The sequence below is a fragment of the Rhizobiales bacterium NRL2 genome (assembly GCA_001664005.1).
Classification (GTDB): Bacteria; Pseudomonadota; Alphaproteobacteria; order Minwuiales; family Minwuiaceae; genus Minwuia.
In genome coordinates this window covers 2,038,843-2,065,286 of record CP016093.1, presented here as the reverse complement: position 1 = coordinate 2,065,286, position 26,444 = coordinate 2,038,843, and the positions used below count along the sequence as shown (strand labels likewise).

Annotated in this window: 25 protein-coding genes; 17 read left to right on the top strand and 8 right to left on the bottom strand. The window is 67.5% G+C overall.

Translation table 11 applies throughout. The annotated features are described in order from the left end of the window. The 7 genes from TEF_09565 to TEF_09535 all read left to right on the top strand — a co-directional run bounded on the left by TEF_09565 (position 1) and on the right by TEF_09535 (position 8,458). The gene (locus TEF_09565) at positions 1–2,235 is read left to right on the top strand and encodes a ribonuclease R (protein ANK81016.1); all 2,235 of its coding nucleotides are present in this window, start codon (positions 1–3) and stop codon (positions 2,233–2,235) included. A 51-nt stretch (positions 2,236–2,286) separates the two neighbouring features. After that, complete coding sequence (locus TEF_09560) at positions 2,287–2,991, top strand: hypothetical protein (protein ID ANK81015.1); 705 nt, start codon at positions 2,287–2,289, stop codon at positions 2,989–2,991. Between the two features lie 63 nt (positions 2,992–3,054). Beyond that, complete coding sequence (locus TEF_09555; protein ID ANK81014.1) at positions 3,055–5,136, top strand: dehydrogenase; 2,082 nt, start codon at positions 3,055–3,057, stop codon at positions 5,134–5,136. Between the two features lie 30 nt (positions 5,137–5,166). Continuing rightward, positions 5,167–5,577 carry a hypothetical protein gene (locus TEF_09550; protein ANK81013.1) on the top strand — a complete coding sequence of 137 codons (411 nt, stop codon included), beginning with the start codon at positions 5,167–5,169 and terminating at the stop codon, positions 5,575–5,577. Between the two features lie 76 nt (positions 5,578–5,653). Then, positions 5,654–5,821: a 50S ribosomal protein L33 gene (locus TEF_09545; protein ID ANK81012.1), complete on the top strand. Its 168-nt coding sequence runs from the start codon at positions 5,654–5,656 to the stop codon at positions 5,819–5,821. A 164-nt stretch (positions 5,822–5,985) separates the two neighbouring features. Continuing rightward, complete coding sequence (locus TEF_09540) at positions 5,986–7,923, top strand: monooxygenase (protein ID ANK81011.1); 1,938 nt, start codon at positions 5,986–5,988, stop codon at positions 7,921–7,923. Positions 7,924–7,933: 10 nt separating this feature from the next. Then, complete coding sequence (locus tag TEF_09535; GenBank protein ANK81010.1) at positions 7,934–8,458, top strand: hypothetical protein; 525 nt, start codon at positions 7,934–7,936, stop codon at positions 8,456–8,458. Between the two features lie 137 nt (positions 8,459–8,595). Here the strand turns inward: TEF_09535 and TEF_09530 are convergent, their stop codons facing one another. After that, positions 8,596–9,735, bottom strand: coding sequence for an oxidoreductase (locus TEF_09530; protein ANK81009.1), 1,140 nt, complete (start codon positions 9,733–9,735; stop codon positions 8,596–8,598). 86 nt (positions 9,736–9,821) lie between these two features. Here TEF_09530 and TEF_09525 point away from each other — a divergent pair, with 86 nt between their 5' ends. Next, entirely contained in the window at positions 9,822–10,592 is a 771-nt protein-coding gene (locus TEF_09525) for a hypothetical protein (protein ID ANK81008.1), read from the top strand. 183 nt (positions 10,593–10,775) lie between these two features. Here TEF_09525 and TEF_09520 read toward each other — a convergent pair whose 3' ends face one another. After that, on the bottom strand, positions 10,776–11,156 hold the full coding sequence (locus TEF_09520; GenBank protein ID ANK81007.1) for a hypothetical protein: 381 nt from the start codon (positions 11,154–11,156) through the stop codon (positions 10,776–10,778). Positions 11,157–11,297: 141 nt separating this feature from the next. Between TEF_09520 and TEF_09515 the strand changes: the two genes are divergently transcribed. The 6 genes from TEF_09515 (at position 11,298) to TEF_09490 (ending at position 18,144) form a co-directional block, all read left to right on the top strand. After that, positions 11,298–13,247, top strand: coding sequence for an AMP-dependent synthetase (locus tag TEF_09515; GenBank protein ID ANK81006.1), 1,950 nt, complete (start codon positions 11,298–11,300; stop codon positions 13,245–13,247). Between the two features lie 334 nt (positions 13,248–13,581). After that, entirely contained in the window at positions 13,582–14,436 is an 855-nt protein-coding gene (locus tag TEF_09510) for a diaminopimelate epimerase (protein ANK83392.1), read from the top strand. After that, positions 14,433–15,677, top strand: coding sequence for a tRNA (N(6)-L-threonylcarbamoyladenosine(37)-C(2))-methylthiotransferase MtaB (locus TEF_09505; GenBank protein ANK81005.1), 1,245 nt, complete (start codon positions 14,433–14,435; stop codon positions 15,675–15,677). Before TEF_09510 ends, TEF_09505 begins: the two co-directional genes overlap by 4 nt. Then, a complete protein-coding gene (locus tag TEF_09500; protein ID ANK81004.1) occupies positions 15,677–16,615 on the top strand; it encodes a signal recognition particle-docking protein FtsY in 939 nt (312 codons plus the stop codon). Before TEF_09505 ends, TEF_09500 begins: the two co-directional genes overlap by 1 nt. A 3-nt stretch (positions 16,616–16,618) precedes the next feature. Beyond that, positions 16,619–17,266, top strand: coding sequence for a septation protein A (locus TEF_09495; protein ID ANK81003.1), 648 nt, complete (start codon positions 16,619–16,621; stop codon positions 17,264–17,266). A 41-nt stretch (positions 17,267–17,307) separates the two neighbouring features. Then, complete coding sequence (locus tag TEF_09490) at positions 17,308–18,144, top strand: hypothetical protein (protein ID ANK83391.1); 837 nt, start codon at positions 17,308–17,310, stop codon at positions 18,142–18,144. A 90-nt stretch (positions 18,145–18,234) separates the two neighbouring features. On the opposite strand, the gene TEF_09485 is transcribed toward TEF_09490, so the two are convergent. After that, positions 18,235–19,170, bottom strand: coding sequence for a hypothetical protein (locus TEF_09485; protein ANK81002.1), 936 nt, complete (start codon positions 19,168–19,170; stop codon positions 18,235–18,237). Positions 19,171–19,201: 31 nt separating this feature from the next. Here TEF_09485 and TEF_09480 point away from each other — a divergent pair, with 31 nt between their 5' ends. Genes TEF_09480 through TEF_09470 form a run of 3 tightly spaced genes read left to right on the top strand, consistent with a single transcriptional unit; the run spans position 19,202 to position 21,990 of the window. Beyond that, positions 19,202–20,404, top strand: coding sequence for a hypothetical protein (locus TEF_09480; protein ANK81001.1), 1,203 nt, complete (start codon positions 19,202–19,204; stop codon positions 20,402–20,404). Next, complete coding sequence (locus TEF_09475; protein ID ANK81000.1) at positions 20,401–20,700, top strand: hypothetical protein; 300 nt, start codon at positions 20,401–20,403, stop codon at positions 20,698–20,700. Before TEF_09480 ends, TEF_09475 begins: the two co-directional genes overlap by 4 nt. A 9-nt stretch (positions 20,701–20,709) precedes the next feature. Continuing rightward, on the top strand, positions 20,710–21,990 hold the full coding sequence (locus tag TEF_09470) for a hypothetical protein (GenBank protein ID ANK80999.1): 1,281 nt from the start codon (positions 20,710–20,712) through the stop codon (positions 21,988–21,990). 21 nt (positions 21,991–22,011) lie between these two features. Here the strand turns inward: TEF_09470 and TEF_09465 are convergent, their stop codons facing one another. From TEF_09465 to TEF_09445, 5 genes are read right to left on the bottom strand one after another with little or no spacing between them, the layout of a single operon-like run. Beyond that, positions 22,012–22,998, bottom strand: a complete 987-nt coding sequence (locus TEF_09465) for a hypothetical protein (protein ANK80998.1) — start codon at positions 22,996–22,998, stop codon at positions 22,012–22,014. Between the two features lie 17 nt (positions 22,999–23,015). Further along, the gene (locus tag TEF_09460; GenBank protein ID ANK80997.1) at positions 23,016–24,149 is read right to left on the bottom strand and encodes an aminotransferase; all 1,134 of its coding nucleotides are present in this window, start codon (positions 24,147–24,149) and stop codon (positions 23,016–23,018) included. Then, on the bottom strand, positions 24,146–24,628 hold the full coding sequence (locus TEF_09455) for a hypothetical protein (GenBank protein ID ANK80996.1): 483 nt from the start codon (positions 24,626–24,628) through the stop codon (positions 24,146–24,148). The genes TEF_09460 and TEF_09455 overlap by 4 nt, the downstream gene beginning before the upstream one ends. Beyond that, complete coding sequence (locus TEF_09450; GenBank protein ID ANK83390.1) at positions 24,625–25,791, bottom strand: hypothetical protein; 1,167 nt, start codon at positions 25,789–25,791, stop codon at positions 24,625–24,627. The genes TEF_09455 and TEF_09450 overlap by 4 nt, the downstream gene beginning before the upstream one ends. A 45-nt stretch (positions 25,792–25,836) precedes the next feature. Beyond that, positions 25,837–26,421 carry a hypothetical protein gene (locus tag TEF_09445; GenBank protein ANK80995.1) on the bottom strand — a complete coding sequence of 195 codons (585 nt, stop codon included), beginning with the start codon at positions 26,419–26,421 and terminating at the stop codon, positions 25,837–25,839. Positions 26,422–26,444: the final 23 nt, after the last annotated feature.

Genomic DNA, 26,444 nt, shown 5'->3' with positions numbered 1-26,444 from the left:
GTGACCGACGGCAATCTGCCGACCAAGAAGGAAATCCGGGATTTCATCGACGAATCCGGCGGGACCGCCGGCAAGCGGGAGGTGGCGCGCGCCTTCGGCATCAAGGGCCAGGACCGCATCTGGCTGAAACGCGTGCTCAAGGAAGTCGCCGCGGAACGCACTGCCGAGACCCAGGAAAAGGGCCGCCCGCCCGGCCGCCTGCCGCCGGTCATGGTGCTGGACGTCACCGCCATCGGCGAGGACGACGACGTGCTGTGCCGGCCCGCCAAGTGGGAATCGGAAGCGGAAAGCCCGCGCATCGTGCTGGATCCGGACACGGTCCGCGGCCCGGCGCCGAAGCCGGGCGACCAGTTCCTTGCCCGTCTGTCCCGGCACAGCCAGGGCTACGAGGCCCGCGCGATCCGGCGGCTGCAGATCACTCCGCGGCGCATCCTGGGCGTGCTGCAGATGGTCGGTACCGAGGGCCGCGTCCGCCCTGCCGACCGCAAGCTGCGCGACGAGATGATCGTGCGCGCCGGCGACCTCAAGGGCGCCCAGTCCGGCGACCTGGTGGAGATCGAGGCCCTGCCCGGCCGTGCGCTGGGACCGCGGCACGCGAAGGTCGTCGACGTGCTGGGCTCCTTCGACAATCCCCGCGCCATCTCGCTGATGTCGATCCAGACCCATGGCATCCCGAAGGACTTCACCGCGGAGGCTCTGGGCGAGGCGGCGGAAGCACTGCCGGTGACGGAACTGCACGGCCGCGAGGATCTGCGCGACGTGCCGCTGGTCACCATCGATCCCTCTGACGCGCGCGACCACGACGACGCAGTATGGGCGGCGGCCGATGACGACCCGGAGAACGAAGGCGGTTTTCGCATCATCGTCGCCATCGCCGACGTGGCCCATTACGTCAGATCCGGCAGCGCCCTCGACAAGGCGGCTCAGGAACGCGGCGTCTCCTGCTATTTCCCCGACCGGGTCGCGCCCATGCTGCCGGAAACCCTGTCCGCCGACCTCTGCTCGCTGATGCCCGGCGAGGTCCGGCCCGTTCTGGCGGTCGAGATCGTGATCGACGCCAAGGGCCGGAAGCTTCGCCACCGCTTCCGGCGCGCGCTGATGCGCTCGGCCGCCAACATCGCCTACGAGGATGTGCAGGCGGCGATCGACGGCGCGCCACGGCCGGAAATCGAACCGCTGCTGGACAACGTCCTGAAGCCGCTTTTCGGCGCCTACCGGCTGCTGGCCAAGGCCAGGGACCGCCGCCAGCCGCTGCACATCGAACTGCCGGAACGCAAGGCGGAGATCGGCGAGGACGGCTACATCGCCGCGATCCGGCCGCGCGAACGCCTGGAGGCGCACAAGGTCATCGAGGAAATGATGATCCTGGCCAATGTCTGCGCCGCCGAAACGCTGGAGAAACGCAAGAAGATCTGCGTCTATCGCGTCCACGAACCGCCCGACCCGGAGCGGCTCAAATCGCTGAAGGAGTTCCTCGGGACCCTGGAGATCGACTTCACGATCGGCGAAGTGATGCGGCCGAAACAGTTCAACAAGGTGCTGGACCGGGCCTCGGGCACCGACGAGGAAGCCATGGTCAACGAGGCGGTGCTGCGAGCCCAGACGCAGGCCTATTACAGCACCGACAACATGGGCCATTTCGGCCTCTCGCTGAAGCGCTACGCTCACTTCACCTCGCCGATCCGCCGCTACGCCGACCTGCTGGTGCACCGTGCCCTGGTCGACGCCATGCGCGCGGGCAATGACGGCCTGCGCGACATGGACAAGGCGACGGTGGAGAAACTGGCCGAACAGACATCCGAGTTCGAGCGCCGCGCCATGCTGGCCGAGCGCGACGCCATGGACCGCTTCACGGCGATCTACCTGAAGGACCAGGTGGGCGGCATGTTCGCGGGCCGGGTGTCGGGCGTGACCCGGGCCGGACTGTTCGTCACCCTGGCCGAGACCGGCGCCTCCGGCATCGTGCCCATGCGTACCCTGGGCGACGACTATTACGATTTCGACGAACCGGCGCGCATGCTGGTGGGACGGCGCACGGGCCGACTCTGGCGGCTGGGCGACCCGGTGACCGTGAAGCTGCAGGACGCGGTGCCGGTGACCGGCGGGCTGGTGCTGGAAATCGTGGCGAGCGAGAAGAAGGACGCCAGGGCGAAGACCCGGCCGGGTCCCGGTCGGAAGCGCCCCGCCGGCGGCCGGCCGCCGCGGGAGAAGCACCGGGGCCGACGGCGTCGCTGAACTGTCATCCGGCGGCGCGAACATGCCGGCCGGACCTTGGAGGGGACGAGCATGACCGACCTGGCCGCCGACCGGCGGCGCGTCTATCTGATGCGCCATGGCGACGTGAACTACTACGACGAGAACGGCGTCCGCGTCGCCGAGCCGGACAAGGTGCCGCTGACCGATCTCGGCCACGAACAGGCGGCGGCCATGGGCGAGGCGCTGCGCGAGGTTCATTTCGACCGCGCCGTCTGCTCGGGCCTGCTGCGCACGGTGCAGACGGCGGAAGGTGCGCTGGGCGGGCGCCCCGATCCGAAGCTCGAGATCATCGGCGGACTGCGGGAGATCAGGTCCGGCGCCGCCGCGCTGATGAACCGCTCCGAGTCGCTGTCCGAAATGGTCTACGCCTTCGAACGCGCCCACGAGCCCGGCATGCGCTTCGCCCGGGGCGAGGCGTTCGACGCCTTCTATGAGCGCGTGACTGCGACCATCCACGAACTGCTGATCGAGGACGACTGGCGCACCATGCTGATCGTCGCCCATGGCGGCGTGAACCGGGTCGTCTTCTCCTGGCTCACCCATGCCGGCCTGCACGGGCTGGCCCGGTTCGAACAGGACACGGCCTGCCTCAACATCATCGACCTCGACGTCGCCGACGGCCGGCTGGCTCGCTATTTCCTGCGCATGATGAACTGGCGGCCCGACGAGCCGTGGCGTCTGGACGACCGGCGCACCAACCAGGAACGCTATTTCGCCCAGCGCGCCGACGCCTGATCCGCTTGCCGCGGCGTCGGGCGGACGTTAGGTGTACTTCCGTTGGGAATCTGGGAGTCCGCCATGAACGCGCCCGTCACCGTCGCCTATTCCGCCTGCCCGCACGACTGCCCCTCGACCTGTGCGCTGGAGGTGGACGTACTGGCGCCGGACCGGATCGGCCGCGTGCGCGGATCGAAGGACAACAGCTACACCGACGGCGTGATCTGCGCCAAGGTCGCCCGCTACGCCGAACGCATCCACCATCCTGACCGGCTGACGAAGCCGATGATCCGCACCGGACCCAAGGGGTCCGACCAGTTCCGCGAGGCGTCCTGGGACGAGGCGCTGGACCTGGTGGCGGAGAAGTTCCTCGCCATCGAGGCCGAACACGGCGCCGAGGCGATCTGGCCATATTACTACGCCGGGACCATGGGCCTGGTGATGCGCGACGGCATCAACCGCCTGCGCCACGCCAAGGGCTACAGCCGGATGCATGGCACCTTCTGCACGACCATGGCCTTCACCGGCTATATCGCCGGCACCGGCCTGCTGGCCGGCGTCGACCCGCGAGAGATGGCCAAGTCCGACTGCGTCGTGATCTGGGGCACCAATCCGGTGAACACCCAGGTCAACGTCATGACCCACGCCATCAAGGCGCGCAAGGAACGCGGGGCGAAGATCGTCGCCATCGACGTCTACCGCAACGGCACTATCGACCAGGCCGACATGGGCCTGATCCTGAAGCCGGGCACCGACGGCGCGCTGGCCTGTGCGGTGATGCACATCGCTTTCCGCGACGGCCATGCCGACCGCGACTACATGGCGAAGTACACCGACGATCCGGCGGGTCTGGAGGCGCATCTGGCCGACAAGACCCCGGAATGGGCAGCGGAGATCACCGGCCTCGGTGTCGAGGAGATCGAAGCCTTCGCGAAGCTGGTGGGGGAGACGCCCCGGACCTTCTTCCGGTTGGGCTACGGTTTCACACGGGGGCGCAACGGCTCGGTGAACATGCACGCCGCGCTTTCCGTGCCCGCGGTCCTGGGCTCCTGGCGGCACGAGGGCGGCGGCGCCTTCCACAACAACGGCGCCATCTACCACTGGGACCGGGGTCTGATCGAAGGGCTGGACATCCAGGGGCGGCACACGCGCATTCTCGACCAGTCGCGCATCGGCCCGGTGCTGACGGGCGACCGCCGCGACCTGGGCGACGGCCCGCCGATCATGGGTCTGTTCACGCAGAACACCAACCCGGCCATGGTCGCTCCGGAACTGAACAAGGTCCACGCCGGGCTGGCCCGCGAAGACCTGTTCACCTGCGTCCACGAACAGTTCCTGACGGAGACGGCGAAGTTCGCCGACGTGGTGCTGCCCGCGACCATGTTCCTGGAACACACCGACCTCTACCAGGGCGGCGGCCACCAGCACATCCTGCTGGGGCCGAAGGCGGTCGAGCCGCCCGAAGGCTGCCGCAGCAACCACGACGTCATCTGCGCCCTGGCCGAACGGCTGGGCGCCGAGCATCGGGGTTTCGGCATGAGCCCGGAAGAAATCATCGACGAGACCCTGAAGAACTCGGGCTGGCCGGGAATCGACGAACTGCGGAGCAAGCGCTGGTTCGACGTGCAGCCCGATTTCGAGACCGCGCACTATCTGAACGGGTTCGGCCATCCGGACGGCAGGTTCCGCTTCCGCCCCGACTGGTCGGAATGCGCGCCGAAGGGTTTCGGACCGGACGGCACGCCCGGCGACATGCCCGCCTTCCCCGACTACTGGGGCCGCGAGGACCGGGCGACGCCGGAGAAGCCCTTCCGGATGAGCACCAGCCCGGCCAGGAACTTCCTCAACTCCTCCTTCACCGAGACGCCGACCTCGAAGAAGCGGGAGAACCGCCCGACCGTGAAGATCGGCGCGGCCGATGCCGGGAAGCTGGGCATCGCGGACGGGCAACTCGTCAGGCTTTCCAACGAGCGCGGGACCGTGCGCCTGCATGCGGAGGTCTTCGACGGCCTCCGCTCCGGCGTGATCATCGTCGAATCGGTCTGGCCCAACGCCGCCTTCGTCGACGGGCTGGGTATCAACGCGCTGACCAGCGCCGAGCCCGGCGCGCCGGTCGGCGGCGGCCTGTTCCACGACACGGCGGTGGCGGTCGAAGCGGCCTGAGGGCGCCGCACTGAGGGGGAAGACGACAACATGCAGATGGATTTCGCGGGCTTCTTCAAGCGCTGGCTCATTGCCCTCGTGCTGGTGCTGGTGACCTACAACCCGACCGCCTTCAACTATCTCAGTTGGACCTTCGACGAGCTGCAGGTCGACCTGCCCTACAAGCTGCTGGTGGGCCTCATCCTCGTCGTCGGCTACGTCATCTTCCTGCGCGCGACCTTCCGCTCCATCGGCATCTTCGGAATCGTGCTGATCGCCGCGATCTTCGGCGTGATCATCTGGATCCTGGTGGACCAGCAGATGCTGGATCCGACCAACCGCGACGCCCTGATCTGGATCATCCTGGTCGTGGTCGCGACGATCATGGGCGTCGGCGTCAGCTGGAGTCATGTGCGCCGGCGCATTTCCGGCCAGGCCGACGTTGACGACGTCGAGGAATAGGCCCACTTTCCATTGACATCCGCGCCCGCGGGATTATCTTCCGCGCTCCGGAATTCAGACTGAGACGAGACACGCCATGGCCAAGCCAGTTGTTCAGAAGATCAAGCTCGTGAGCACCGCCGGCACGGGCTACTACTACGTGACCAAGAAAAATCCGCGCAACCTGACCGAGAAGATGTCGCTGAAGAAGTACGACCCGGTCGCGCGCAAGCACGTCGAGTTCAAGGAAGCCAAGATCAAGTAGGCTTCCGCCGGCAGTTCGGAATCCAGGCGAAGGGGCCGCGGCGACGCGGCCCCTTTTGCGTTTCCGGCATCACCTTGATACTCATTGGTATGATTTACATCTGATCGGTAGGCTTCACGGATTGCATCGAAGCTGACAGTTTGGCCGTGGGGAGGAGCAAGCCAATGAAGATCGAGATTCACGATCTGCCGAAGGACAAGCTGGAGGTGGCGCTCGCCGAGGCCGACTATCGCGTGCTGCCGATGGTCCTCTATCACATGACCGGCGACCGCAAGTGGCTGGAGGAGCCGTTCCGGCCCGCCCGCGACGTGCGCCTGATCGCCGACGAAACCGCCGGCCTCTCCGAGGAAGCGCGCGCCGAACTGCGCCGCGCCGCGGTCGAGATTCTCTCGCGGCCCGGCCTGGAGCCGGCGGTGCGCGACCCCGGCGACGAAGTGATGGTCGAGTTGATGAACACCTGCCTGGGCGAGCGAATCCCGCCCGAGTACGCGCCCATGATGCGCGAGCAGGTCGGCCTGGCGTCACAGCACAACGCCTGGCAGCGGCCGCAGGAGACGACGCCCGTCGACGAGCGGCCGGTGCTGATCGTCGGCGCCGGCGCCAGCGGCATCGCCCTCGGCTCCCGGCTGAAGGACCTCGGCGTCCCCTTCCGCATCGTCGAGCGCAACGACCGTGTCGGCGGCACCTGGTACGAGAACATCTATCCCGGCTGCGGCGTCGACACCCCGAACCACGCCTATTCGTTTTCCAATGCCCGGCCCTATCGCTGGCACCGGTATTTCTCGACCCGCGACCAGCTCCACGAATACCTGGAGCGTTCGGTCGACGAATTCGGTCTCAAGGACAGAATCAGCTTCCGCACCGAGGTGGTGAAAGGCGAATGGGACGAAGACGGCCATTTCTGGCGCGTCGAACTGCGCAATCCCGACGGTTCGACCGAAACGCTGGAGACCCAGGCGCTGGTCAGCGCCATCGGCCAGCTCAGCCTGCCGACCCTGCCCGAGATCGACGGGCTGGACAGCTTCAAGGGGCCGCTGTTCCACACCGCGGAGTGGCCGGAGGGTCTGGATCTGAAGGGCAAGCGGGTCGCCGTCATCGGCACCGGCGCCTCGTCCATGCAGGTGGTGCCGTCGATCGTCGACGAGGTCGCCGAACTGCACGTCTATCAGCGCAGCGCCCAGTGGGCGCGCCCCATTCCGCGTTATCATGATCCCATCGGCGAGGGCGCCCAGTGGCTGCTGGAGAACGTGCCCTTCTATGCCGCGTGGTTCCGTCTCACCATGCTGTGGCGCTATGGTGACGGTCTGCTGCCGACGCTGCGCAAGGACCCGGAGTGGGAGCATCCGGACCGCTCGCTGAACCGCGCCAACGAACGCCACCGCCAGGAGATGGCGGCGCATATCGAGAAGGAACTGGAGGACCGCCCCGACCTGATCGGTAAGTGCATGCCGACCTACCCGCCCTACGGCAAGCGCATCCTGCTGGACAATGGCTGGTACCAGGCGATCAAGAAGCCGAACGTCGAGCTGATCGCGGACCGGGTCGAGCGCATCGCGGAGAACGGCGTCGTCGCGGGGGACGGCCGACTGCGGGAGGTCGACGTCGTCATCATGGCGACCGGCTTCAAGGTCTCGCTGATGGCGGCCCGGCTCAATCTGACCGGCGCCGGCGGTCGGAAGCTGGAGGAGAACTGGGCCGACGACGACCCGCGCGCCTATCTCGGCATCACGGTGCCGCACTTCCCCAACCTGTTCGTCATGCAGGGCCCGAACACCGGCCTCGGCCATGGCGGCAGCGCCATCTTCCAGGCCGAGTGCCAGGCGAACTACATTGCCGAGGCCCTGAAGACGATGATGGAAAAGGACATCGAGGCTCTGGAGCCGACCGAGGAGGCCCAGGAGGACTGGTGCGCCAAGGTCGACGCCGAGCATGAACAGATGATCTGGACCCATCCGGGCATGACCACCTACTACCGGAACAAGGCGGGCCGGGTCTATTCGGTCACGCCATTCCGGCTGGTGGACTACTGGCACTGGACCCGCGACGTCGACCTTTCGAAATACCGTATCGAGCCGGCCGGCGACGCCGCCAGCGCCGCCTGAGGAGACAATCATGCCCAAGCTGACCGACGCGGAGCGCGACGCGTTCCTGGCCGAACGCAAGGTCGTCATGAAGATCGGCGTCGTCCGCCCCGACGGCAGCCCCTATGTCACCCCGCTCTGGTTCATCCACGAGGACGGCGCGGTCTGGTTCACGCCCCGCGAGCGTTCGGAATGGTTCGACTGCCTGCGCCGCGACCCGCGCTGCTCGCTGTGCATCGACGAGCAGCCCCTGCCCTACCGCAAGGTGATCGTCGAGGGCCGGGCGAAACTGGTCCATGACGTCGGCGAGGATGACGAATGGCGCGACCTCTACCGGCGCATGGCCGCGCGCTACGTGCCGGAGAAGGACGCCGAGGCCTATGTGCGGAACACCATCGACGAGCGCCGCGGCCTGTTCCGGGTGAAGCTCGCCGACGCGAAGGTGCGCACCTGGCGCCTGCCGCTCAAGGACGAGCCCGGCGAGGGCATCTGGGCGAAGCGCTACTACCAGGACCCGAACGTGCAGTTCGACACCCGCGGTCCGAAGAAGGGCTAGGGCCGCACGCTTCCTGGGGCCGGCGCAGCCGGTACCCGGGACCCACGCCTGAGCCTTGCCGCCTGGCACAACGAGGCCGGATCGGCTCAGGCATGGGTTCCGGATCGGACCTTCGGTCCGTCCAGAACGCGCAGTTCCTACAACTGCCGGGCGTCGCCGACGGCCTTCGGCGCCGTCCGGCGGCGATGGGCGAAGGCCTGCGGCCACTTCGACGGCTGGGCGCGGGCGTACTGCGCCGGGTAGGGAATTTCGACACCCAGCTCCTCCGCAGCGTGCCAGGCCCATCGCGGGTCGTACATCATGCCCCGGGCCAGCATGACGAAGTCGGCGCGGCCCTCGGCGATGATCGCCTCGGCCTGCTGCGGCTCGGTGATCATGCCGACCGCCATGGTCGGGATCTCCGCCTCCCGGCGCACCTGTTCGGCGAAGGGCACCTGATAGCCGGGGCCGATCGGGATCTGCTGGCGCGGATCGAGGCCCGACGTGGTGACGTCGATGAAATCGCAACCGCGGCTCTTCAGCTCACGCGCCAGCACCACTGTCTCCTCGGGCGTCCAGCCGCCCTCCACCCAGTCGGTCGCCGAAAGGCGGATGCCGAGCGGGCGATCGTGCGGCCAGGCCGAGCGCACGGCGTCGAAGACCTCAAGCGGAAACCGCATGCGTCCCGCCAGGTCGCCGCCATAGGCGTCCTCGCGCTGGTTCGAGATCGGTGAGAGGAACTGGTGCAGCAGATAGCCATGGCCGCCGTGCAGTTCGAACAGGTCGAAGCCGATGCGCGCGGCGCGGACGGCGGTCTGTACGAACTCTTCGCGGACCCGGGCGAAATCCTCCGCCTGGAAGGCGCGCGGCGTGTGCCAGCCCTCAGCATAGGGCAGCGCCGACGGCGCGATCGTCTGCCAGGCGCCCTGCTCCGACGGCAGCGGCTTGCCGCCGCGAAGCGGAATGTCGGTCGAAGCCTTGCGGCCGGCATGGCCGACCTGGATGCCCAGTTTTGCCGTGCCGTGGCGGCGGCAGAAATCGATGGCGCGGGTCAGCGCCGCCTCGTTCTCGTCCGAATAGAGGCCGAGGCAGTTGTGCGTGATCCGCCCCTCCTGGCTGACATGGGTCGCCTCGATGATCAGCAGCCCGGCGCCGCTCATGGCCAGATTGCCGAGGTGCATAAGATGCCAGTCGGTCGCCGAGCCATCTTCGGCCAGGTACTGACACATCGGCGAGACGACGACCCGGTTGTCGAACGTCATCCCGCCCAGCTCGAATTCGGAAAACAGTGCGCTCATGCCTTCGGCCCCTCCCCTTCGGCCTTTGACCCCGTCACGGTCGCGGGCAAAGATAGTGCGAAGACCGGGACAAGGGGAGGCTCCGAATGACCGACGCGACCGTACTGCTGCGGATCGAGGGGGATATCGCCCACATCACCCTGAATCGCCCGAAGGCGAAGAACAGCCTCCGCCCGGAGGATCTGGCCCTGCTGGCCGATTGCCTAGCGCAGGCCGAGCAGTCCGGCGCGCGTTGTCTGGTGCTCTCGGGCGCCGGCGGCGCCTTTTCCGCCGGTCGGGACATCGCCGGCGCCGACCCGGCGAACGACGACAATCTGGGCCTGCTGCGCGACACCATTCACCCGGTGCTGAAAAAGGTCCGCGATCTGCAGGTGCCGACCGTCGCCATGGTCGAGGGCCCCTGTCTCGGCGTCGGCTTCGGCCTCGCCTTCGCCTGCGACATGGTGATCGCGGCGGACGACGCGGTCATGGGCAGCCCCTTCCGCAATATCGGCGTGATCCTGGACTCGGGCGGCCACTACCACCTGAAGACCCGGATCGGCGTCCATCGCGCCTTCGAGCTGATCTACACCGGCCGACTGATCAAGGGCGCCGAAGCCGCCGACATGGGCCTGATCAACCGCTCCGTGCCCCAGGCCGAGCTGGAAGGCGAGGTGACCAAGCTCGCCGGCCACATCGCCGCCGGCCCGACGAAGGCGTTCCTGACCTCCAAGCGCATCCTGAACGGCGATCTCGGCTTCGAGGCGACGCTGGACGAGGAGGCCCAGGGCCAGCAGGAAGCCTGCACCAGCGCCGACGGCGTCGAGGGTTTCAGGGCCTTCCAGGAAAAGCGGAAGCCCGTCTTTCGCGGCGAATGACCTTCGTCTGACCTGGACTGTTCCGCCATCTGGCGGAAGCGTCGCCCACTCGGCTTGTCACCCCCGCCCTGTGCGGGGGTCCGGAGCGGCTTCGCCGCAACTCAACGATTCAGCCGGATGCCCGCACCAGGCGGGCATGACACCGAAGCAGGCGGCGGTGCTTCAATCAGATCACATTCCATTCTAGTCGGCGGCTTCCGCGTCCTCGACCAGCAGCGAATCGATCAGTTCGATCGTGTCCTCGCGCAGCGGCACCGGCTTCCGCGCGGCAAGGTCGAAATGGATGGTGATCACCTCCATCGTCGCCGCCCGCTCGCCGGTTTCGGCGTTGGTCATCCGGTGTTTCAGGGTCAGCGAGGTGCGGCCGCGCTTGGTGACGCAGCTCTCGACCACGATCGGGCTGCCCACCTTCTGCTCGCCCTTGTACTCGACCGTGTGCTTGACGTCGGCGAAGCCCATGTTCTGGTCGCCCATCTCGGTCCACTTGTAGCCGCAGGCCGACAGCGCGTGGCACGAGGCCTGATCGAAGAAGTTGATGTAGTACATCACGTTCATGTGGCCCATGTGGTCGCAGTGCCACGGGTAGATCACGCCCCTGAATGTCTCGGTCCAGCCTGCCACGTTGTTTCCTCCCCTTAACGCGTCCGGATATCGCGGCCATACTCGCCGCGGGGAGACCATAGAGGCAAGGGGAGGTCCCGCAAAATGGCCAGCGACTACACTTGGGTTCCGACGCCGGAATACACCGACAACGCCAACCTGACCCGCTTCATCCGCGCTCTGGGCTGCGCCGACGAGGCCGAGCTGGTGCGCCGCTCGACGGAGGACCCCGACTGGTTCTGGAACGCGGCGATCGCGGAACTCGGCATTCGTTTCGGCACGCCCTACGAGAAGGTCATGGACGTCTCCGAGGGCCTGCCCTGGGCGAAGTGGTGCGTCGGCGGCACGATGAACTTCACCGACAATGTGCTCGACCGGCACCGCGGCACCCCCGTCTGGGACAAGGAGGCGGTCGTCTGGCACGGTGAGGACGATTCGGTCCGCCGTCTCACCTACGCCGAACTGGACGGGGAAGTCCGCAACCTGGCCGCGGGGCTGACCGCGCTCGGCGTGAAGGCCGGCGACGCCGTCGGCGTCTATATGCCGATCCTGCCCGAGACCGTGGTCGCCTTCCTCGCGGTCTCGCGGATCGGCGCGATCATCTCGCCGCTTTTCTCCGGCTTCGGCGCGGAGGCGATCGTGAAGCGCATGAACGACGCCGGCGCCGTCGCCGCCATCACCGTCGACAGCGCAAAGCGCCGCGGCCAGGACGTGCCGATGAAGCAGGTGATGGACGAGGCCGCCGCCGGCATTCCGACGCTGGCGCACATGATCGTGCTGCGAACGACCGACGCGGACTGCCCCATGGCCAGCGGCCGCGACCACGACTGGCGCGATCTCGACCGTGCGGACGCCGACGCCGAACCGACGCAGGTGCCGGCCGACCAGGCCATGATGATCGCCTACACCTCCGGCACCACCGGGCGGCCGAAGGGCGTGGTGCTGACCCACTGCGGCCTCGGCGTGAAGGGCGCCCTGGACTTCCACGTCTCCTTCGACCTGAAGCCGGAGGACCGGCTGCTGTGGCTCGCCGATTTCGGCTGGGTCACCGGCCCCTACTCCATGGCGGGCACGCTCTACACCGGCGCCACCTTCATCCTGGCCGAGGGTACGCCGGACTGGCCCGACAAGGGGCGTATCTGGCGCATCGCCGCCGAGCACGGCGCGACCTTCTTCGGCATCGCGCCGACCGCCGTGCGCGGGCTGATGCGCTACGGGCCGGAGGAGGTGCAGAAACACGACCTCTCGAAAGTCCGCATCCTGGCTTCCACCGGCGAGCCCTGGACGGAAGAAGCCTGGCACTGGTTCGCGAAGTACGCCGGCGACGATGGCCGCTGCCCCATCATCAATGTCTGCGGCGGCACCGAGATCGGCGGCGGCTTCATTGCCGGCAACGTGCTGAACCCGCAACGCGCCTGCTGCTTTGCCGGACCGCTGCCGGGCATGGGCACCGACATCGTCGACGGCCAGGGCCGGCCCGTGGGACCAGGCGAAGTGGGCGAGCTGGTGCTGCGCAATCCGTCCATCGGCCTGTCGCGCGGCATCTGGAACGATCCGGAGCGCTATATCGAGACCTACTGGTCGATGTTCCCCGACCTGTGGCGTCACGGCGACTGGGCCAGCCGCGACGCGGACGGCCTGTGGTACGTCCACGGCCGCTCCGACGACACCATCCAGGTCGCCGGCAAACGCGCCGGTCCCGCCGAGATCGAGGGGCTGGTCATGGCCACGGGCAAGGTCGTGGAAGCTGCGGCCGTGGCCCTGCCCGACCCCATCAAGGGCGAGGCCGTGCTGATCGCCGCGATCCCGGCGCCGGGGGTGCAGGCCTCCGACGAGATCGCGGCGGAACTGTCGGCCGCCGTGGTCAAGGGCCTCGGCAAGGCGTTCCAGCCCAAGCGCATACTCTTCGTGGACGACCTGCCCAAGACGCGGTCACTCAAGATCATGCGCCGGGTCATACGGGCCCTGGTTCTCGAAGAGAATCCGGGCGATCTGACCGCGCTCGCCAATCCGGACGCGATCGAGGCGGTACGGCGGGCAGCAAAGGCCGCTTGAAATAGTGCACCGAAATTCGGCAGTGTATGTATTGCGTCATTTGGCGCAGGGGCGAAGTCGGATTGAGCACATTGCAGATGGGGAAACTGTGCTAATCTTGCATTAATCGAAATTCCGGCGCGACCATCGGTCGTTTCCGGCAACAGGGTTTCTCCGGGCCTCTCCTCCCCAAACAGCGGCCGGAGAACACCGGCGCAGGGAACCTCCCCTCCCTCGCGCCAAAAATCAGGGACCCGCGGCCTTGTATCCGGCCGCGGGTCCCTGTTCGTTCGGGGACCGGCGCAAGGCCGGAGGCGATGGACAGGACCGCCGCTCGGCCCATATAAGGCGCACCATGAATCCCCTGCCCTTCATAAAGATGCATGGTCTGGGCAACGACTTCGTCGTGCTGGACGCGCGCCGCCATTCGATCGCGCTGACGCCGGAGACGATCCGGCGTCTCGGCGACCGCCGCCGCGGCGTGGGGTTCGACCAGTTGCTCACCCTGCTGCCCAGCGACGCCGCCGCCTGCTACATGCGGATCGACAATTCGGACGGCTCGTCCGCCGGCGCCTGCGGCAACGGCACACGCTGCGTCGCGCGGCTGCTGCTGGAGGAGAGCGGCGCGGCGGAAGTCGGGATCGACAGTCCAGGCGGCCTGCTCCGCGCCTGCCGCGCGCCGGAAGGTCTGGTGACCGTCAACATGGGCGCGCCGCGCACCGGCTGGCGCGACGTGCCGCTGGCGCGGGCGATGGACACGCTCCACGTGGACCTCACGATCGAGGCCGGCGGCTGCCGGCTGAGCGACCCGGTGGCGCTATCCATGGGCAACCCGCATGCGGTCTTCTTCGTCGACGATGCCGAGGCCGTGCCGCTGGAAGTCGTCGGACCGCTCGTCGAGCGCCACGAACTGTTTCCCGACCGCGCCAATTGTTCGGTGGCGAGCGTGCGCGCCGACGGTTCGATCCGGCTCAGGGTCTTCGAACGCGGCGCGGGCATCACCCAGGCCTGCGGCTCGGGCACCTGTGCGACCTACGCCGCCGCGCGCCTGCGCGATCTCGTCCGGGGCCCGGCGCGTATCGACCTGGATGGCGGACCGCTGTGGATGGACATGAACGACCAGGGCGAGATCCTGATGACCGGCCCGGCGAGCCTCAGCTATCGCGGCGAGATCGACGCGGAAATGCTCGCCGGCGCGGAGGCGGCATGAACGGTCCCGAGATCGTCACCTTCGGCTGCCGGCTCAACGCCTACGAATCCGAAGTCATGCGCGGGCACCCGACCCTGGCCGGACGCGACGACGTGGTCGTGGTCAACACCTGCGCCGTCACCGCCGAGGCCGAGCGCCAGGCGCGCCAGACCATCCGCCGGCTGCGCCGGGAACACCCGGGGGCGGAGATCGTCGTCACCGGCTGCGCGGCGCAGATCGCGCCCGAGAGCTGGGCCGCCATGCCCGAGGTCACCCGCGTTGTCGGCAACCGGGAGAAGCTGGAGGCCCGCTCCTTCCTGAACGGACGCAACGAACCGATCCTGGTCGACGACATCATGACGGTGGAGGAAACCGCCGGGCACCTGATCGAGGGTTTCGACGGCCGCGCCCGCGCCTTCCTGCAGGTCCAGAACGGCTGCGACCACCGCTGCACCTTCTGCATCATTCCCTTCGGCCGCGGCAATTCGCGCTCGGCCCCGGTCGGCCAGGTGGTCGACGAGGCGCGCAAGCTGATCGCCGGAGGCGTACGCGAGATCGTGCTGACCGGCGTCGACATCACCTCCTACGGCCCCGACCTGCCGGGCCGGCCGACCCTTGGCCAGCTCTGCCGGCGGCTGCTCGCCCAGATCCCGGAACTGGAACGGCTCCGGCTCTCCTCCATCGACCCGGTCGAGGTGGACGACGATCTCTGGCGGCTGATCGCGGAGGAGCCGCGGCTGATGCCGCATCTGCACCTCTCGCTCCAGGCGGGCGACGACATGATTCTGAAGCGCATGAAGCGCCGGCACGACCGCGACGACGCCGTCCGCTTCTGCGAACGGGCGCGTGCGCTCCGTCCCGATATCGTCTTCGGCGCCGACCTGATCGCGGGTTTCCCGACCGAGACGGAGGCCATGTTCCGCAACACCCTGAACCTCGTCGACGACTGTGGCCTGACCTGGCTGCATGTCTTCCCCTATTCGGAACGCCCCGGCACGCCGGCGGCGAAGATGCCTGCGGTGGCGAAGGCCGAACGCAAGGAACGCGCGGCGCGATTGCGCGAGAAGGGCGCTGCCGCCGCTGCGGCGCACCTCGCCGAACAGGTGGGCCGGCCGGTCGAGGTGCTGGTCGAGCGCGACCGGCGCGGGCATTCCGCACACTTCGCCGCCGTCGAACTGGACCGCGACGCCGAGCCGGGCCAGATCGTCCGCGCCCGCGGCGCCTCGGTGAGCGGCGAGACCCTGCTGGCGGAGGCGGCCTGATGGCGGACGGCGAACGCAAGGGCTGGTTCGGCCGGCTCCGCTCCGGCCTCGCCAGGTCGGCGAGCCAGCTTACCGGCAACCTCTCGGCGCTGTTCACGAAGCGCAAACTGGACGACGAGGCCCTCGAGGACCTTGAGGACGTGCTGATTCGCGCGGATCTGGGCGTTCAGGCGGCGGGCCGCATTACCCGGGAGATCGCGCGGACCCGCTACGACAAGGACGTCGACGAAGGCGAGATCCGCGAAGCCTTGGCCACCGAAGTCGCGAAGACGCTGGAACCGGTAGCGCGGCCGCTGGAGATCGACCCCGCGGCGAAGCCGCACGTGGTCCTCGTCGTCGGCGTGAACGGTACCGGCAAGACGACGACGATCGGCAAGATCGCCCATCACGAGCGTGGCAATGGCCGCAAGGTGGTGCTCTGCGCCGGCGATACCTTCCGGGCTGCCGCCATCGAACAGCTGAAGATCTGGGGCGAGCGCACGGGCGCAGAAGTCGTCGCCCGCGACCAGGGCGCGGACGCTGCCGGCCTCGCCTTCGACGCGCTGAAGACAGCGCGGGAACAGGCCGCGGACCTGCTGCTGATCGATACGGCCGGGCGGCTGCAGAACAAGGCCAACCTGATGGCCGAACTGGAGAAGATCGTCCGCGTGCTGAAAAAGCAGGACGAAACCGCGCCACATTCGGTGCTGCTGGTGCTCGACGCGACGACCGGCCAGAACGCGGTCAATCAGGTGGAGGTCTTCCAGCAGGTCTGCAACGTGACCGGACTTGTCATGACCAAGCTGGACGGGACCGCCCGCGGCGGCGTCCTGGTGGCCGTGGCCGAGAAGTTCGGCCTGCCGGTCCACTTCATCGGCGTCGGCGAACAGGCCGAGGACCTGAAACCCTTCGACGCGCGCGACTTCGCCCGCGCGCTCTGCGGCCTGGGAGACGACTGAACGATGAGCGAGACCGCCGTGAAGCCGCGCCGCCGCCATATGGGCCAGGGCCTGAAGGTCGCGACCGAGGTCGGCCCTCTCGGCGTCTTTTTCCTGGTCAACAGCCAGTCGCACAACATCTTCGGCAATGCCGAGCCGCAGAACATCTTCTGGGCCACCGGCGCCTTCATGATCGCCATCGCGATCTCGCTGGCCGTGGCCATCTCGATCGAACGCCGGCCGCCGGTGATGCCGCTGGTCTCCGGCGTGCTGGTGCTGATCATGGGCGGGCTGACGCTCTACCTGCATGACGAGTTGTTCATCAAGCTGAAGCCGACCATCGTGAACTCGATGTTCGCCGCGGCGCTTCTGGCCGGGCTCGCCTTCGGACAACTGTTTCTGAAGTACATCTTCGGCGCCGCCTTCTCACTCTCCGACAAGGGCTGGCGCGTCCTGACCTGGCGCTGGGCCGGCTTCTTCGTCTTCCTCGCGATCGTCAACGAGATCGTCTGGCGCAGTTTCTCGACCGATTTCTGGGTCAGCTTCAAGGTCTTCGGCATCATGCCGATCACCATCGCCTTCGCGCTGTGGCAGATGCGGGTGGTCTACCGCTATCAGAAGGAACCGGAGACCGGGGAGAAGTCCGTCGAAGGGTCCAGGAGCGGGTCGTGATTCCCTATTTCCCGGCCGAAGGCGGACAATACCGCCCGTCGCTGGGACTGAAGGTTCTGCAGCCGGCCGACTGGATCGAAATCGACTCGAACTTCGCTGCGGAAATTGCTGAAAAGAAACACCTTCTGGACGTGAATCGGAACGGAGTCTTCCTCGCCCTTCCCGATTCCGAGGCCGGCCAGGCCGAATTGATCGAGACGCTCTCGGCCCACCTCCTCGCGCATCATGCAGACCGCTACAGCCCCACGTCGGAGGGCCTGCGCGTGGCTGCCACCGGCGAGACGGTGCAGCCGGACCCCGCCAGGCCGCTGACGGCGGCCGCGAGCCTGGTCCAGGAAGACGTCCTGCTGCTCCAGCCGTCGCCGGAAGGTCATCGCCTGGTCGCCGGCCTGCTCGGCTTCCCGACGCGCTGGCGGCTCGCCGACAAGATGGGCAAGGCGCTGGCCGGCATTCACGAGCCCGTGCCCGGCTATGCCGACCGGCTGTCGCGGCAGATGGACCGGCTGTTCGCCGGACTCACGCCCGACCGGCTGCTCTGGCGGCTGAACTTCTCCCTGCTGGACGACCCGGCCCTGCATCAGCCGGGCGGCCATAACGATCCGAACGCCGGCCGCGGGCTCAACGCCGACAATATCGGCGACGAACTCTGGTTCCGTGTGGAACGTCAGACGCTTCGGCTGCTGCCGAAGACGGAGACGACAGTGTTCACCGTCCGCATTCACCAGGCGCGCCTGCGGGACGTGGTGACGACGCCGGAACGCGCCCGCGACCTCGCCGCGGCCATAGATGGCATGTCTGAGGGGATGCGCCGCTACAAGTCCATTCCCGGATTCGAGGCGCCGCTCAAGGCCTGGCTGGCGGGGGTAGCTGACAGTTGAGTGTGCGCCCCGGGACTTGATCCCGGGGCCCGGCAGCGATCTCGCGCTGGGCTGGGTTCCGGGGTCAATCCCCGGAACGGGCGATCGGGTTTACCCCGACAGCCAACCGGCCACCACGTCGCGGAGCTGGTGGCGCTGGTTCTCCAGAAGCAGCGAATGCGTACCGCCGCCGATCATGGTGAAGCGCCGCTCCGCCGTGCCCGTCAGTCGGGAAAAGACTTCCAGCCCCTGCTCCGGCGTCGTCTCCCGGTCCCATTCGCCGACGACAACCATTGTCGGGCAGCGGATCCGGCCGGGATCGTAGGTCGGATCGCCCTTCAGCCAGTGCTGCTGCACGTCCTTGACCACGCCGGTCGGGGCGCGCAGACGCGGCGGATCGTGGCGGACCGATTCCGGATCCGTGGCCACTGCCGCCTCCGCCCAGTCGCGCAGCCGCTCGGCGGGTGCGATCGCTTTCCGCTGGGCGTCGTCCAGGTCCACGGTCCAGCGATTGACAATGGCATCGGCATCGACCGTGCGGTAGGCCCCGAGCTGGCCCGGGACCGCGATCTGGACATTGCCCGACCGCAGCCAGAGCGCGCCGGCCAGCACCAGCCGCCGGATCTTCTCCGGCATGTCGCCGGCGACCTGACCGCCGATCGCGGTGCCCCAGGAATAGCCGAGCAGGTCGAGTTGCCCGACGCCGCGCTCGGCCAGGATGAAGTCGATCACGCGTTTCACGTCGCCGACGGCCTCGGCCGTGTCGACGATGGGGCCGTTGGCCTCGGCAGCCTGTTGCATTTCCGGCGGACGGTCCGCGCCGCCATAGCCCAGAAGGTCGACGCACCAGGCGTCGAAACCCTGATCCGCCATCCAGTCCAGCCAGGAAACGCCGTCGACGGGATAGTCGAACATGATCGTGGAGGGATAGGTTGCGCCATGGACGAACAGCACCGGCGGGCCCGAACCGCCGCGCTTGTTGCGGACCAGGACGTTCAGCCCCTCGCGTCCGCTCGCCACACTGTGATCGGTCGCCGTTACCGTCATTTCGTCCCCCTGCCTTTCATGACGGCGCCGATTGTCACATGATTGGGCCGCGCTACGGGAGGCGGAATTGACGGAACCGGGATTTCAGAGCTTCGACCGGCTGCTGGCCGGCCATGTACGGGACGGGAAACTGGCCGGCGTGATCGGTTGCGTGGCTGACGACGGCGGCGTGCGGCACCTGTTCATGGACGGCGTGAAGGACCGGGAGAGCGGCCGGCCGATGACCCGGGACACGATCTTCCGCATCTATTCGATGACCAAACCCGTGACCGGCGTCGCGGTGATGATGCTGCGCGACGAGGGCCGTTTCGAGCTCGACACCGCGGTCTCCGACTTCCTGCCGGCGTTCCGCGACCTGAAGGTGCTGCAGCCCGACGGCGCGACGCGGCCGGCGCAGACGCCGATGACCATCCGCCACCTGCTGACCCATACCGCCGGCCTCACCCTGCCGCTGTCTTACGACGGCCCGCTCGCCGGGATGTACAGGGACGCGGGCCTTGAAGGCATGCGCAGCAGCGGCAGCCTGACCGATATCACCGACCGTCTCGCCTCCCTGCCGGTGGATTTCGAACCCGGGACCCGCTGGCAGTATTCCATGGCCCAGGATCTGCTGGGCCGGATCGTCGAAGTGGCGGGCGGACAGCCCTTCGACCGGTTCCTGGAAGAGCGGATCTTCCGTCCCCTCGGCATGGCGGACACCGGCTTCCTGCTTCCGGCCGCCAGGAAGGACCGCTTCTGTTCGGTCTATCCCGCGCCGGACGACGGAGCCAACGCGCCGATCGACCGCTGGGACGACAGCCGCTTCCTGGCGCCGCCATCCTTTCCCTCGGGCGGCGGCGGCCTCGTCTCCACCCTGGACGATTACCTGGCTTTCGCCCGGATGCTGATGGACGGCGGACGCGGCCTGCTGGCGGCGGAAACCGTCGCCGAGATGACGCGCAATCACCTTCCCGGCGGCTGCGACATGGCCGGGATGGGCGTCGAGGAATTCAGCGGCGACCGCTGGGAGGGCTTCGGTTTCGGCCTGACCATGAGTGTGGTCGCCGACCCGGTGAAAGCGTCGACCGGCGGACCGGCCGGCGAATATGGCTGGTCGGGCGCGGCCGGCACCTTCTTCTTCAACGCGCCGGAGCACAGGGCCACGGCGGTCCTGCTGACCCAGTACATGCCCTCGAAAGCCTATCGTCTGCGCCGCCCGTTCCGTGAAGCCGTCTATGAGGGTCTGGCCCGATGAGACTGTTATTGCTTGGTTTCGTTCTCTCGATCCTGACCCTTACCGACCATTCGCAAGCCCAGGAACGCAGCCGCGGCGCAGTGCTGGCGCTGTCCTGCGCCGGCTGCCACGGCACTGACGGCAGGAGCCCCGGCGCGATGCCGGCGCTGGACGGCCATGACCGGGACTACATCGCCCGGGCAATGCGGGAGTTCCGCTCCGGCGAGCGGCCTTCGACCGTCATGGGCCGTATCGCCACGGGCTACTCCGACGAGGAAATCGCGCTGATGGCGGCGCACTTCGACCGGTTGAGATAGGGCAGCGCTATGAAGAAACTCTCCCGCCGCGGCTTCGGCAAGGCGGCGCTGGCCACCGGCGTCACCATCATGGTCTCTGGCAAGGCGGCGGCGCAGCGCCGCTATGACGTCGTCGTCATCGGTGGCGGCTTCGGCGGCGCGACCGCCGCGAAATACGTCCGAAAGTTCGAGCCGAAACTGTCGGTCGCGCTGATCGAGCAGAACCGGGTCTTCCACACCTGTCCGTTCAGCAACCTGGTGATCGGCGGGCTCAGGCCGCTCAATTCGATCGCGCACAATTATCTGGCGCTGTCGAAGCGCTGGGGCATCGATGTCATTCACCAGCGGGCCGGACGCCTGAACCCCAGCGCGCGCACCGTGCGGCTGGCCGACGGGCCGGAGATCGGCTTCGACAAGGCCATCGTCTCGCCGGGCGTCGATTTCGACTTCCGGGCCATCGAAGGCTATGACCGGGCGGCGATGCGTACCATGCCCCACGCCTGGAAGGCAGGACCGCAGACCCGCGAACTCCGCGACCAGCTGCGCGAGATGGAGGATGGCGGCCTGGTCATCATTGCCCCGCCGATGGACCCGTTCCGCTGCCCGCCGGGTCCCTATGAGCGCGCCTCCATGATCGCGCACTACCTGAAGACCCGTAAGCCGCGCTCGAAGATCCTGATTCTCGATCCGAAGACGACGTTCTCCAAGGAAGCCCTGTTCAAGCAGGCCTGGGAGCGCCTCTATCCGGGCATGATCGAGTATCTGAACGCCGCCGACGACGGCCGCGTCGTCCGCGTCGATCCGGAACGGCGGGAAGTCGAAACCGCCTTCGGCGCGCGATACACCGGCGCGGTGGTCAACATCATCCCGCCGCAGTTCGCGGGCGTCATCGCCGGCAATGCCGGACTGGCGAACGAGGACGGCTGGTGCCCCGTCAACCCGGTGACTTTCGAGAGCCGGATGGCCCGCGACATCCATATCATCGGTGACGCGGCCATCGCCGGCGCCATGCCGAAGTCCGGCTTCTCCGCCAACAGCCAGGGCAAGATCGCCGCACTGAACGTCGCCGCGTCGCTGACCGGGCGCGATCCGGTCGCCGGATCCTTCGCCAATACCTGCTACAGCATCCTGGCGCCGGACTATGGCATCTCGGTCGCCAAGGTCTATCGCAGCTCCGCCGATGACGGCATCGTCGGCGTCGAGGGGTCGGGCGGCCTCAGTCCGATGGACGCCGACGCCGGCTTCCGCGCGGCCGAGGCCCATTACGCCCAGGGCTGGTACGAGGCCGTCACCGCCGACATGTTCACCTAGAGCGGCGGGAGTTCTCTCCGCCTACTTGTGGCCCTTGGGCCATTGCGGACGGTACGGCTTCTCGATCTTCTCGCACTCCTCGGCACTCAGTTCGACCGAGAGCGCAGCCACCGCGTCGGCGATATGGCCCGACTTCGAGGCGCCGATGATCGGTGCGGTGACGACCGGGTTCTTCAGCACCCAGGCCAGCGCCACCTGCGCCGGCGGCAGCCCCCTGGCCTCGGCCACGTCACAGACGGCATTGGCGACCGCGAAGTCCTCGTCGCGGCCGAAGATGCGCTGGGCCACCGGATCGGACTTCGCGCGATCGGTGCCGCCGATGGACTTCCCTTCCGGCCGCCGGGTCAGAAACCCGCGGGCCATGGGGCTCCACGGAATGACGCCCACGCCGGTATCCTCGCACCAGGGAAGGACTTCCCGCTCCTCCTCGCGATAGGCGGCATTGTAGTAGTTCTGCATGGAGACGAACTCGGTCCACCCGTTCATCTGCGCCACGTGCTGCATCTCGATGAACTGCCTGACCCACATGGACGACGCGCCGATATAGCGGACCTTTCCGGCCTTCACGCAGTCGTGCAGGGCCTCCATCGTCTCCTCGACGGGCGTGTCGTAGTCGAAGCGGTGGATCTGGTAGAGATCGACATAATCGGTGTCGAGCCGGCGCAGGCTGTCGTCGATGCCGGCCATGATGTGCTTGCGCGACAGGCCCCGGTCATTGGGCGCGTCGGACATCGGATTGAAGACCTTGGTGGCGATGACGACCTGATCGCGCGGCGCGAGTTCCTTCAGCGCGCGCCCTGTGACTTCCTCGGACGCGCCGATCGAGTACATGTCGGCGGTGTCGAAGAAGTTGATCCCCGCTTCCCAGGCTTCGCGGAAGAACGGCTTCGATTCATCCTCGCGCAGCACCCAGCTGTGGTGCCCCTGCGAAGGGTCGCCATAGGTCATGCAGCCGAGACAGAGCCGGCTGACCTTCAGGCCGGTCCGGCCGAGACGGACATATTCCATGTTCGATGATCCCCCCTTCAGAGCACGGCGCCCAGCGCATCCATCAGCCGGGCGACATCGTCGTTGTTGTTGTAGAGATGCGGCGTCACCCGCATGGACTGACCACGCACGCTGACATGGACATTGCGCGCCGCCAGCGCCTCGACAAGACCGGGCGGCAGGGCCTCCGGGAAGCCGAGGCCCAGGAAATGCGGGGCGCGGGAGGCATCCGGCGGCGACGACAGGCCGAGCCGCGCGGCGCGCGCGGCGATGTCGGCTGTACGGGCGCCCAGCGTCTCCGAGATGGCCTCGGGCGTCCAGTCGAGGATCTGCTCCATCGCCGCGATGGCGCCCGGCATCAGGGCGAAATTGGAAAACTCGCCCATGTCGAAGCGGCGCGCGCCGGGACGGAAGCCGTCGACATATTTCACCAGACCGGCGAAATCCTCGGCGTTGGAGCGGGTCATCCAGCTCTGCTCGATCGGTTCGCCGCCATGCCACTTCGGATCCGCGTAGAGGAAACCGACGCTGTAGGGGCCGAGTAGCCACTTGTAGCAGGCGGCGACCATGAAATCGGGCCGTACCTTGCGCACGGAGAACGGCATCGCGCCGAGGGACTGGGTCAGATCGAGCGCCAGCGCCGCGCCGACTTCGCGCAGCCGCGCACCCACCTGTTCCAGGTCGATCAGACTGCCGTCGGTCCAGTGGTTCTGCGCCAGCGCCGCCAGGGCGGTGCGCTCATCGATCGCGTCCAGGATGACCCGGGTCCAGTCGCCGTCCTGCCCGCGCTCAAGCGTGACGACTTCGGCGCCCCGGGCCCTGGCCAGCTCCCGCCAGCCATAGACGTTGGAGGGAAACTGGTCCTTCAGCACGATGATGCGCTGCCCTGTCGCGACAGGAATATTGCGGGCCGCCACCGCCAGACCGTAGCTCGCCGAGGGCACCACGGCGACGTCATCCGCAGTGGCGTCGATCATGCGTGCGAGCAGACCACGGGCGTGTTCGGTCTCGGTGAAGAAATCATCGGACGAGACGGTCCATGGCCGGGCCTTGCGGGTCGTACCCTTCGCCATCGCTTCGACGACACCGTGCATCAGCGGGCCCATATAGGCGCAATTGAGATAGGCCCGGTCCTCCGGGATATCGAACAGGTGACGCTGACAGGGAATCACGCCGCTTCCTCCGGCTGTTTCATGACGAACTGCACGGCGTTCCACGAACACACCAGTTCGCGCTGCTGGTTGAAGACGCGGCAATCCATCGAGACAAGCCCCAGGCCCGGACGCGACCGGCTCTCGCGCTTGTCCGTCACCTCGACCTCGCCGTAGATCGTGTCGCCGGGCCGGACCGGCGCGTGCCATTTCAGGTTTTCGAGTCCGCCCGCGCCCATGGAGGCGCTGCCGATGAAACCGCCCTGGATCATCATGCGGAAGGCGACGATGCCGACCTGCCAGCCGCTGGCGATCAGCCCGCCATACATGGACTTGTCCGCCGCCACCTTGTCGATGTGATGCGGCTGCGGATCGTAGCGGAAGGCGAAATCGATGATGTCGGATTCTGTCAGGGTCACGCCCGGTCCGTGAAAGACCTGCCCGACCTCATAGCTCTCATAGTGCCGGGCGCGGTCCTCCGGCGTCTCTGTCACGCTCATCGCAGCCCCCGGAAGAAGGCGCGGATGTCGGCCACCAGTTCCTCGGGTTTCTCGAAAGCGGCGAAATGACCGCCGTCGTCATGGGCAGTGAAACGTTTCACGTCGTAGGCGCGCTTCAGCCAGCTCTCGGGCGGGATCGGCACCAGGTCGTAGGGAAACAGGCAGAAGCCGGTCGGCACCTCGATGCGGTCAGGGGCGCCGTCCTCGCGCCGTTTCAGCTCCATGCCGCCTTCTCGGATGACGGCCGTGTAGAGCCAGCTCGCGGAGTTGTGGGCGTTGTTCACCCAGTAGATCATGACGTTGGTCAGCAGTTCGTCCATCGGGAACAGGCTGAGTTCGCCCGGCCCCTCCTTCATGCGGTGCTGGAACTTCTCGATGATCCAGGCCGCCAGCCCGGCCGGCGAATCGGACAGGCCGTAGTTCAGGGTCTGCGGCTTGGTGCCCTGGATCTGGAAATAGCCCATGGCATGAGCGGTGCGCTTCCTGAACCGGCCGATCCAGGCCCGCTCGTCTTCGGTCAGCGCGGGCGCGCCCTCGCCGAGATACGGCTTCAGCGGCACCATGTTGAGGTGGATGCCGTTCAGCCGATCCGGGTGGCGGTGTGCCAGCCAGGAGGTGACGATGGAGCCCCAGTCGCCGCCCTGGGCCGAAAAGCGCTCCACGCCGAAGACCTCGGTCATGAACCCCGCCCAGAGATCGGCGACCTTCTTCGGGTGCATCGGCGCCGCCGGCGCGCTGGACCAGCCATAGCCGGGCAGTGACGGACAGATGACCGTGAAGCCGTCCTCGGCATCGCCGCCGAAGCGCTCGGGATGGGCCAGCGGCTCGATGATGCGGTGAAATTCGAAGGTCGAACCCGGCCAGCCGTGGGTGATCAGCAGCGGCTCCGGATTTGCCCCCGAACCGGGTTCGCAGACGAAATGGATATCGAAGCCGTCGACCTGGGCGATGTAGTTCGGCCAGCGGTTGAGCTCGGTCTCCCAACGGCGCCAGTCATAGCCATTGCGCCAGTGGTCCACGAGCCTGCGCATGTAGGCGAGGTCGGTGCCGTAGTGCCAGCCGCCGCCTTCCGGTTCGTTAGGAAAACGCGTACGCGCCAGCCGGGCCGCGAGATCGTCGAGCACCGCCTGGTCGACATTGATGGTGAACGCCTGCGCGTTGATCTGCACCTCGGCCCCTCCCCCGGTTCATTGCGGCGACCCCAGGGGTCAGGCGCGCCCCGCCTCGGTCGAAAGCAGCGCCGGATCGATGCCGATCCGCCGTACCGCCGCCGCCCACTTGTCGTCCAGCGCCAGATCGAAGACAAGCTCGGAATCCGCCGGACAGTGGAGCCAGTCATTGCGTTGCATCTCGCTCTCGAGCTGCCCCGGCGCCCAGCCGGCATAGCCAAGCGCCAGCACGGCCTGGCGCGGTCCCTCGCCGGTGGCCAGCGCGCGCAATATGTCGACGGTCGCCGTCAGCGACACGCCCTCGCCCATGCCCACCGTGGCGTCGCGCGTGTAGTCGGGCGAGTGAAGCACGAAGCCGCGGCCAGTCTCGACCGGGCCGCCATAGTGGATCGAGATCGGCGGCATCTCCTCGGCATCGCCGATATCGAGCTGGCTGGCGAGATCCCCGAAGCTGAGGTTGGGCAGCGCCTTGTTGACGATCAGACCCATGGCGCCGCCCTCGGCGCTGTGGGCGCACATGAATATGACCGAATGCTCGAAGCGTTGATCGGGCATCGAGGGCATGGCGATCAGCAGATGCCCTTCCAGGCTGTCTGCCGCGCGGCTCTGCTTGTCACTACTCATGCACAGAGGATGAAACGCCGGGC

Coding starts and splice junctions, on each gene's coding strand:
- TEF_09550 (ANK81013.1), top strand. CDS start 5,167: ATGCAGATGGATTTCGCGGGCTTCTTCAAGCGCTGGCTCATTGCCCTC.
- TEF_09500 (ANK81004.1), top strand. CDS start 15,677: ATGGCGGACGGCGAACGCAAGGGCTGGTTCGGCCGGCTCCGCTCCGGC.
- TEF_09525 (ANK81008.1), top strand. CDS start 9,822: ATGACCGACGCGACCGTACTGCTGCGGATCGAGGGGGATATCGCCCAC.
- TEF_09535 (ANK81010.1), top strand. CDS start 7,934: ATGCCCAAGCTGACCGACGCGGAGCGCGACGCGTTCCTGGCCGAACGC.
- TEF_09520 (ANK81007.1), bottom strand. CDS start 11,156: ATGGGCCACATGAACGTGATGTACTACATCAACTTCTTCGATCAGGCC.
- TEF_09545 (ANK81012.1), top strand. CDS start 5,654: ATGGCCAAGCCAGTTGTTCAGAAGATCAAGCTCGTGAGCACCGCCGGC.
- TEF_09510 (ANK83392.1), top strand. CDS start 13,582: ATGAATCCCCTGCCCTTCATAAAGATGCATGGTCTGGGCAACGACTTC.
- TEF_09455 (ANK80996.1), bottom strand. CDS start 24,628: ATGAGCGTGACAGAGACGCCGGAGGACCGCGCCCGGCACTATGAGAGC.
- TEF_09465 (ANK80998.1), bottom strand. CDS start 22,998: ATGGAATATGTCCGTCTCGGCCGGACCGGCCTGAAGGTCAGCCGGCTC.
- TEF_09515 (ANK81006.1), top strand. CDS start 11,298: ATGGCCAGCGACTACACTTGGGTTCCGACGCCGGAATACACCGACAAC.
- TEF_09495 (ANK81003.1), top strand. CDS start 16,619: ATGAGCGAGACCGCCGTGAAGCCGCGCCGCCGCCATATGGGCCAGGGC.
- TEF_09530 (ANK81009.1), bottom strand. CDS start 9,735: ATGAGCGCACTGTTTTCCGAATTCGAGCTGGGCGGGATGACGTTCGAC.
- TEF_09445 (ANK80995.1), bottom strand. CDS start 26,421: ATGAGTAGTGACAAGCAGAGCCGCGCGGCAGACAGCCTGGAAGGGCAT.
- TEF_09555 (ANK81014.1), top strand. CDS start 3,055: ATGAACGCGCCCGTCACCGTCGCCTATTCCGCCTGCCCGCACGACTGC.
- TEF_09470 (ANK80999.1), top strand. CDS start 20,710: ATGAAGAAACTCTCCCGCCGCGGCTTCGGCAAGGCGGCGCTGGCCACC.
- TEF_09560 (ANK81015.1), top strand. CDS start 2,287: ATGACCGACCTGGCCGCCGACCGGCGGCGCGTCTATCTGATGCGCCAT.
- TEF_09485 (ANK81002.1), bottom strand. CDS start 19,170: ATGACGGTAACGGCGACCGATCACAGTGTGGCGAGCGGACGCGAGGGG.
- TEF_09540 (ANK81011.1), top strand. CDS start 5,986: ATGAAGATCGAGATTCACGATCTGCCGAAGGACAAGCTGGAGGTGGCG.
- TEF_09505 (ANK81005.1), top strand. CDS start 14,433: ATGAACGGTCCCGAGATCGTCACCTTCGGCTGCCGGCTCAACGCCTAC.
- TEF_09475 (ANK81000.1), top strand. CDS start 20,401: ATGAGACTGTTATTGCTTGGTTTCGTTCTCTCGATCCTGACCCTTACC.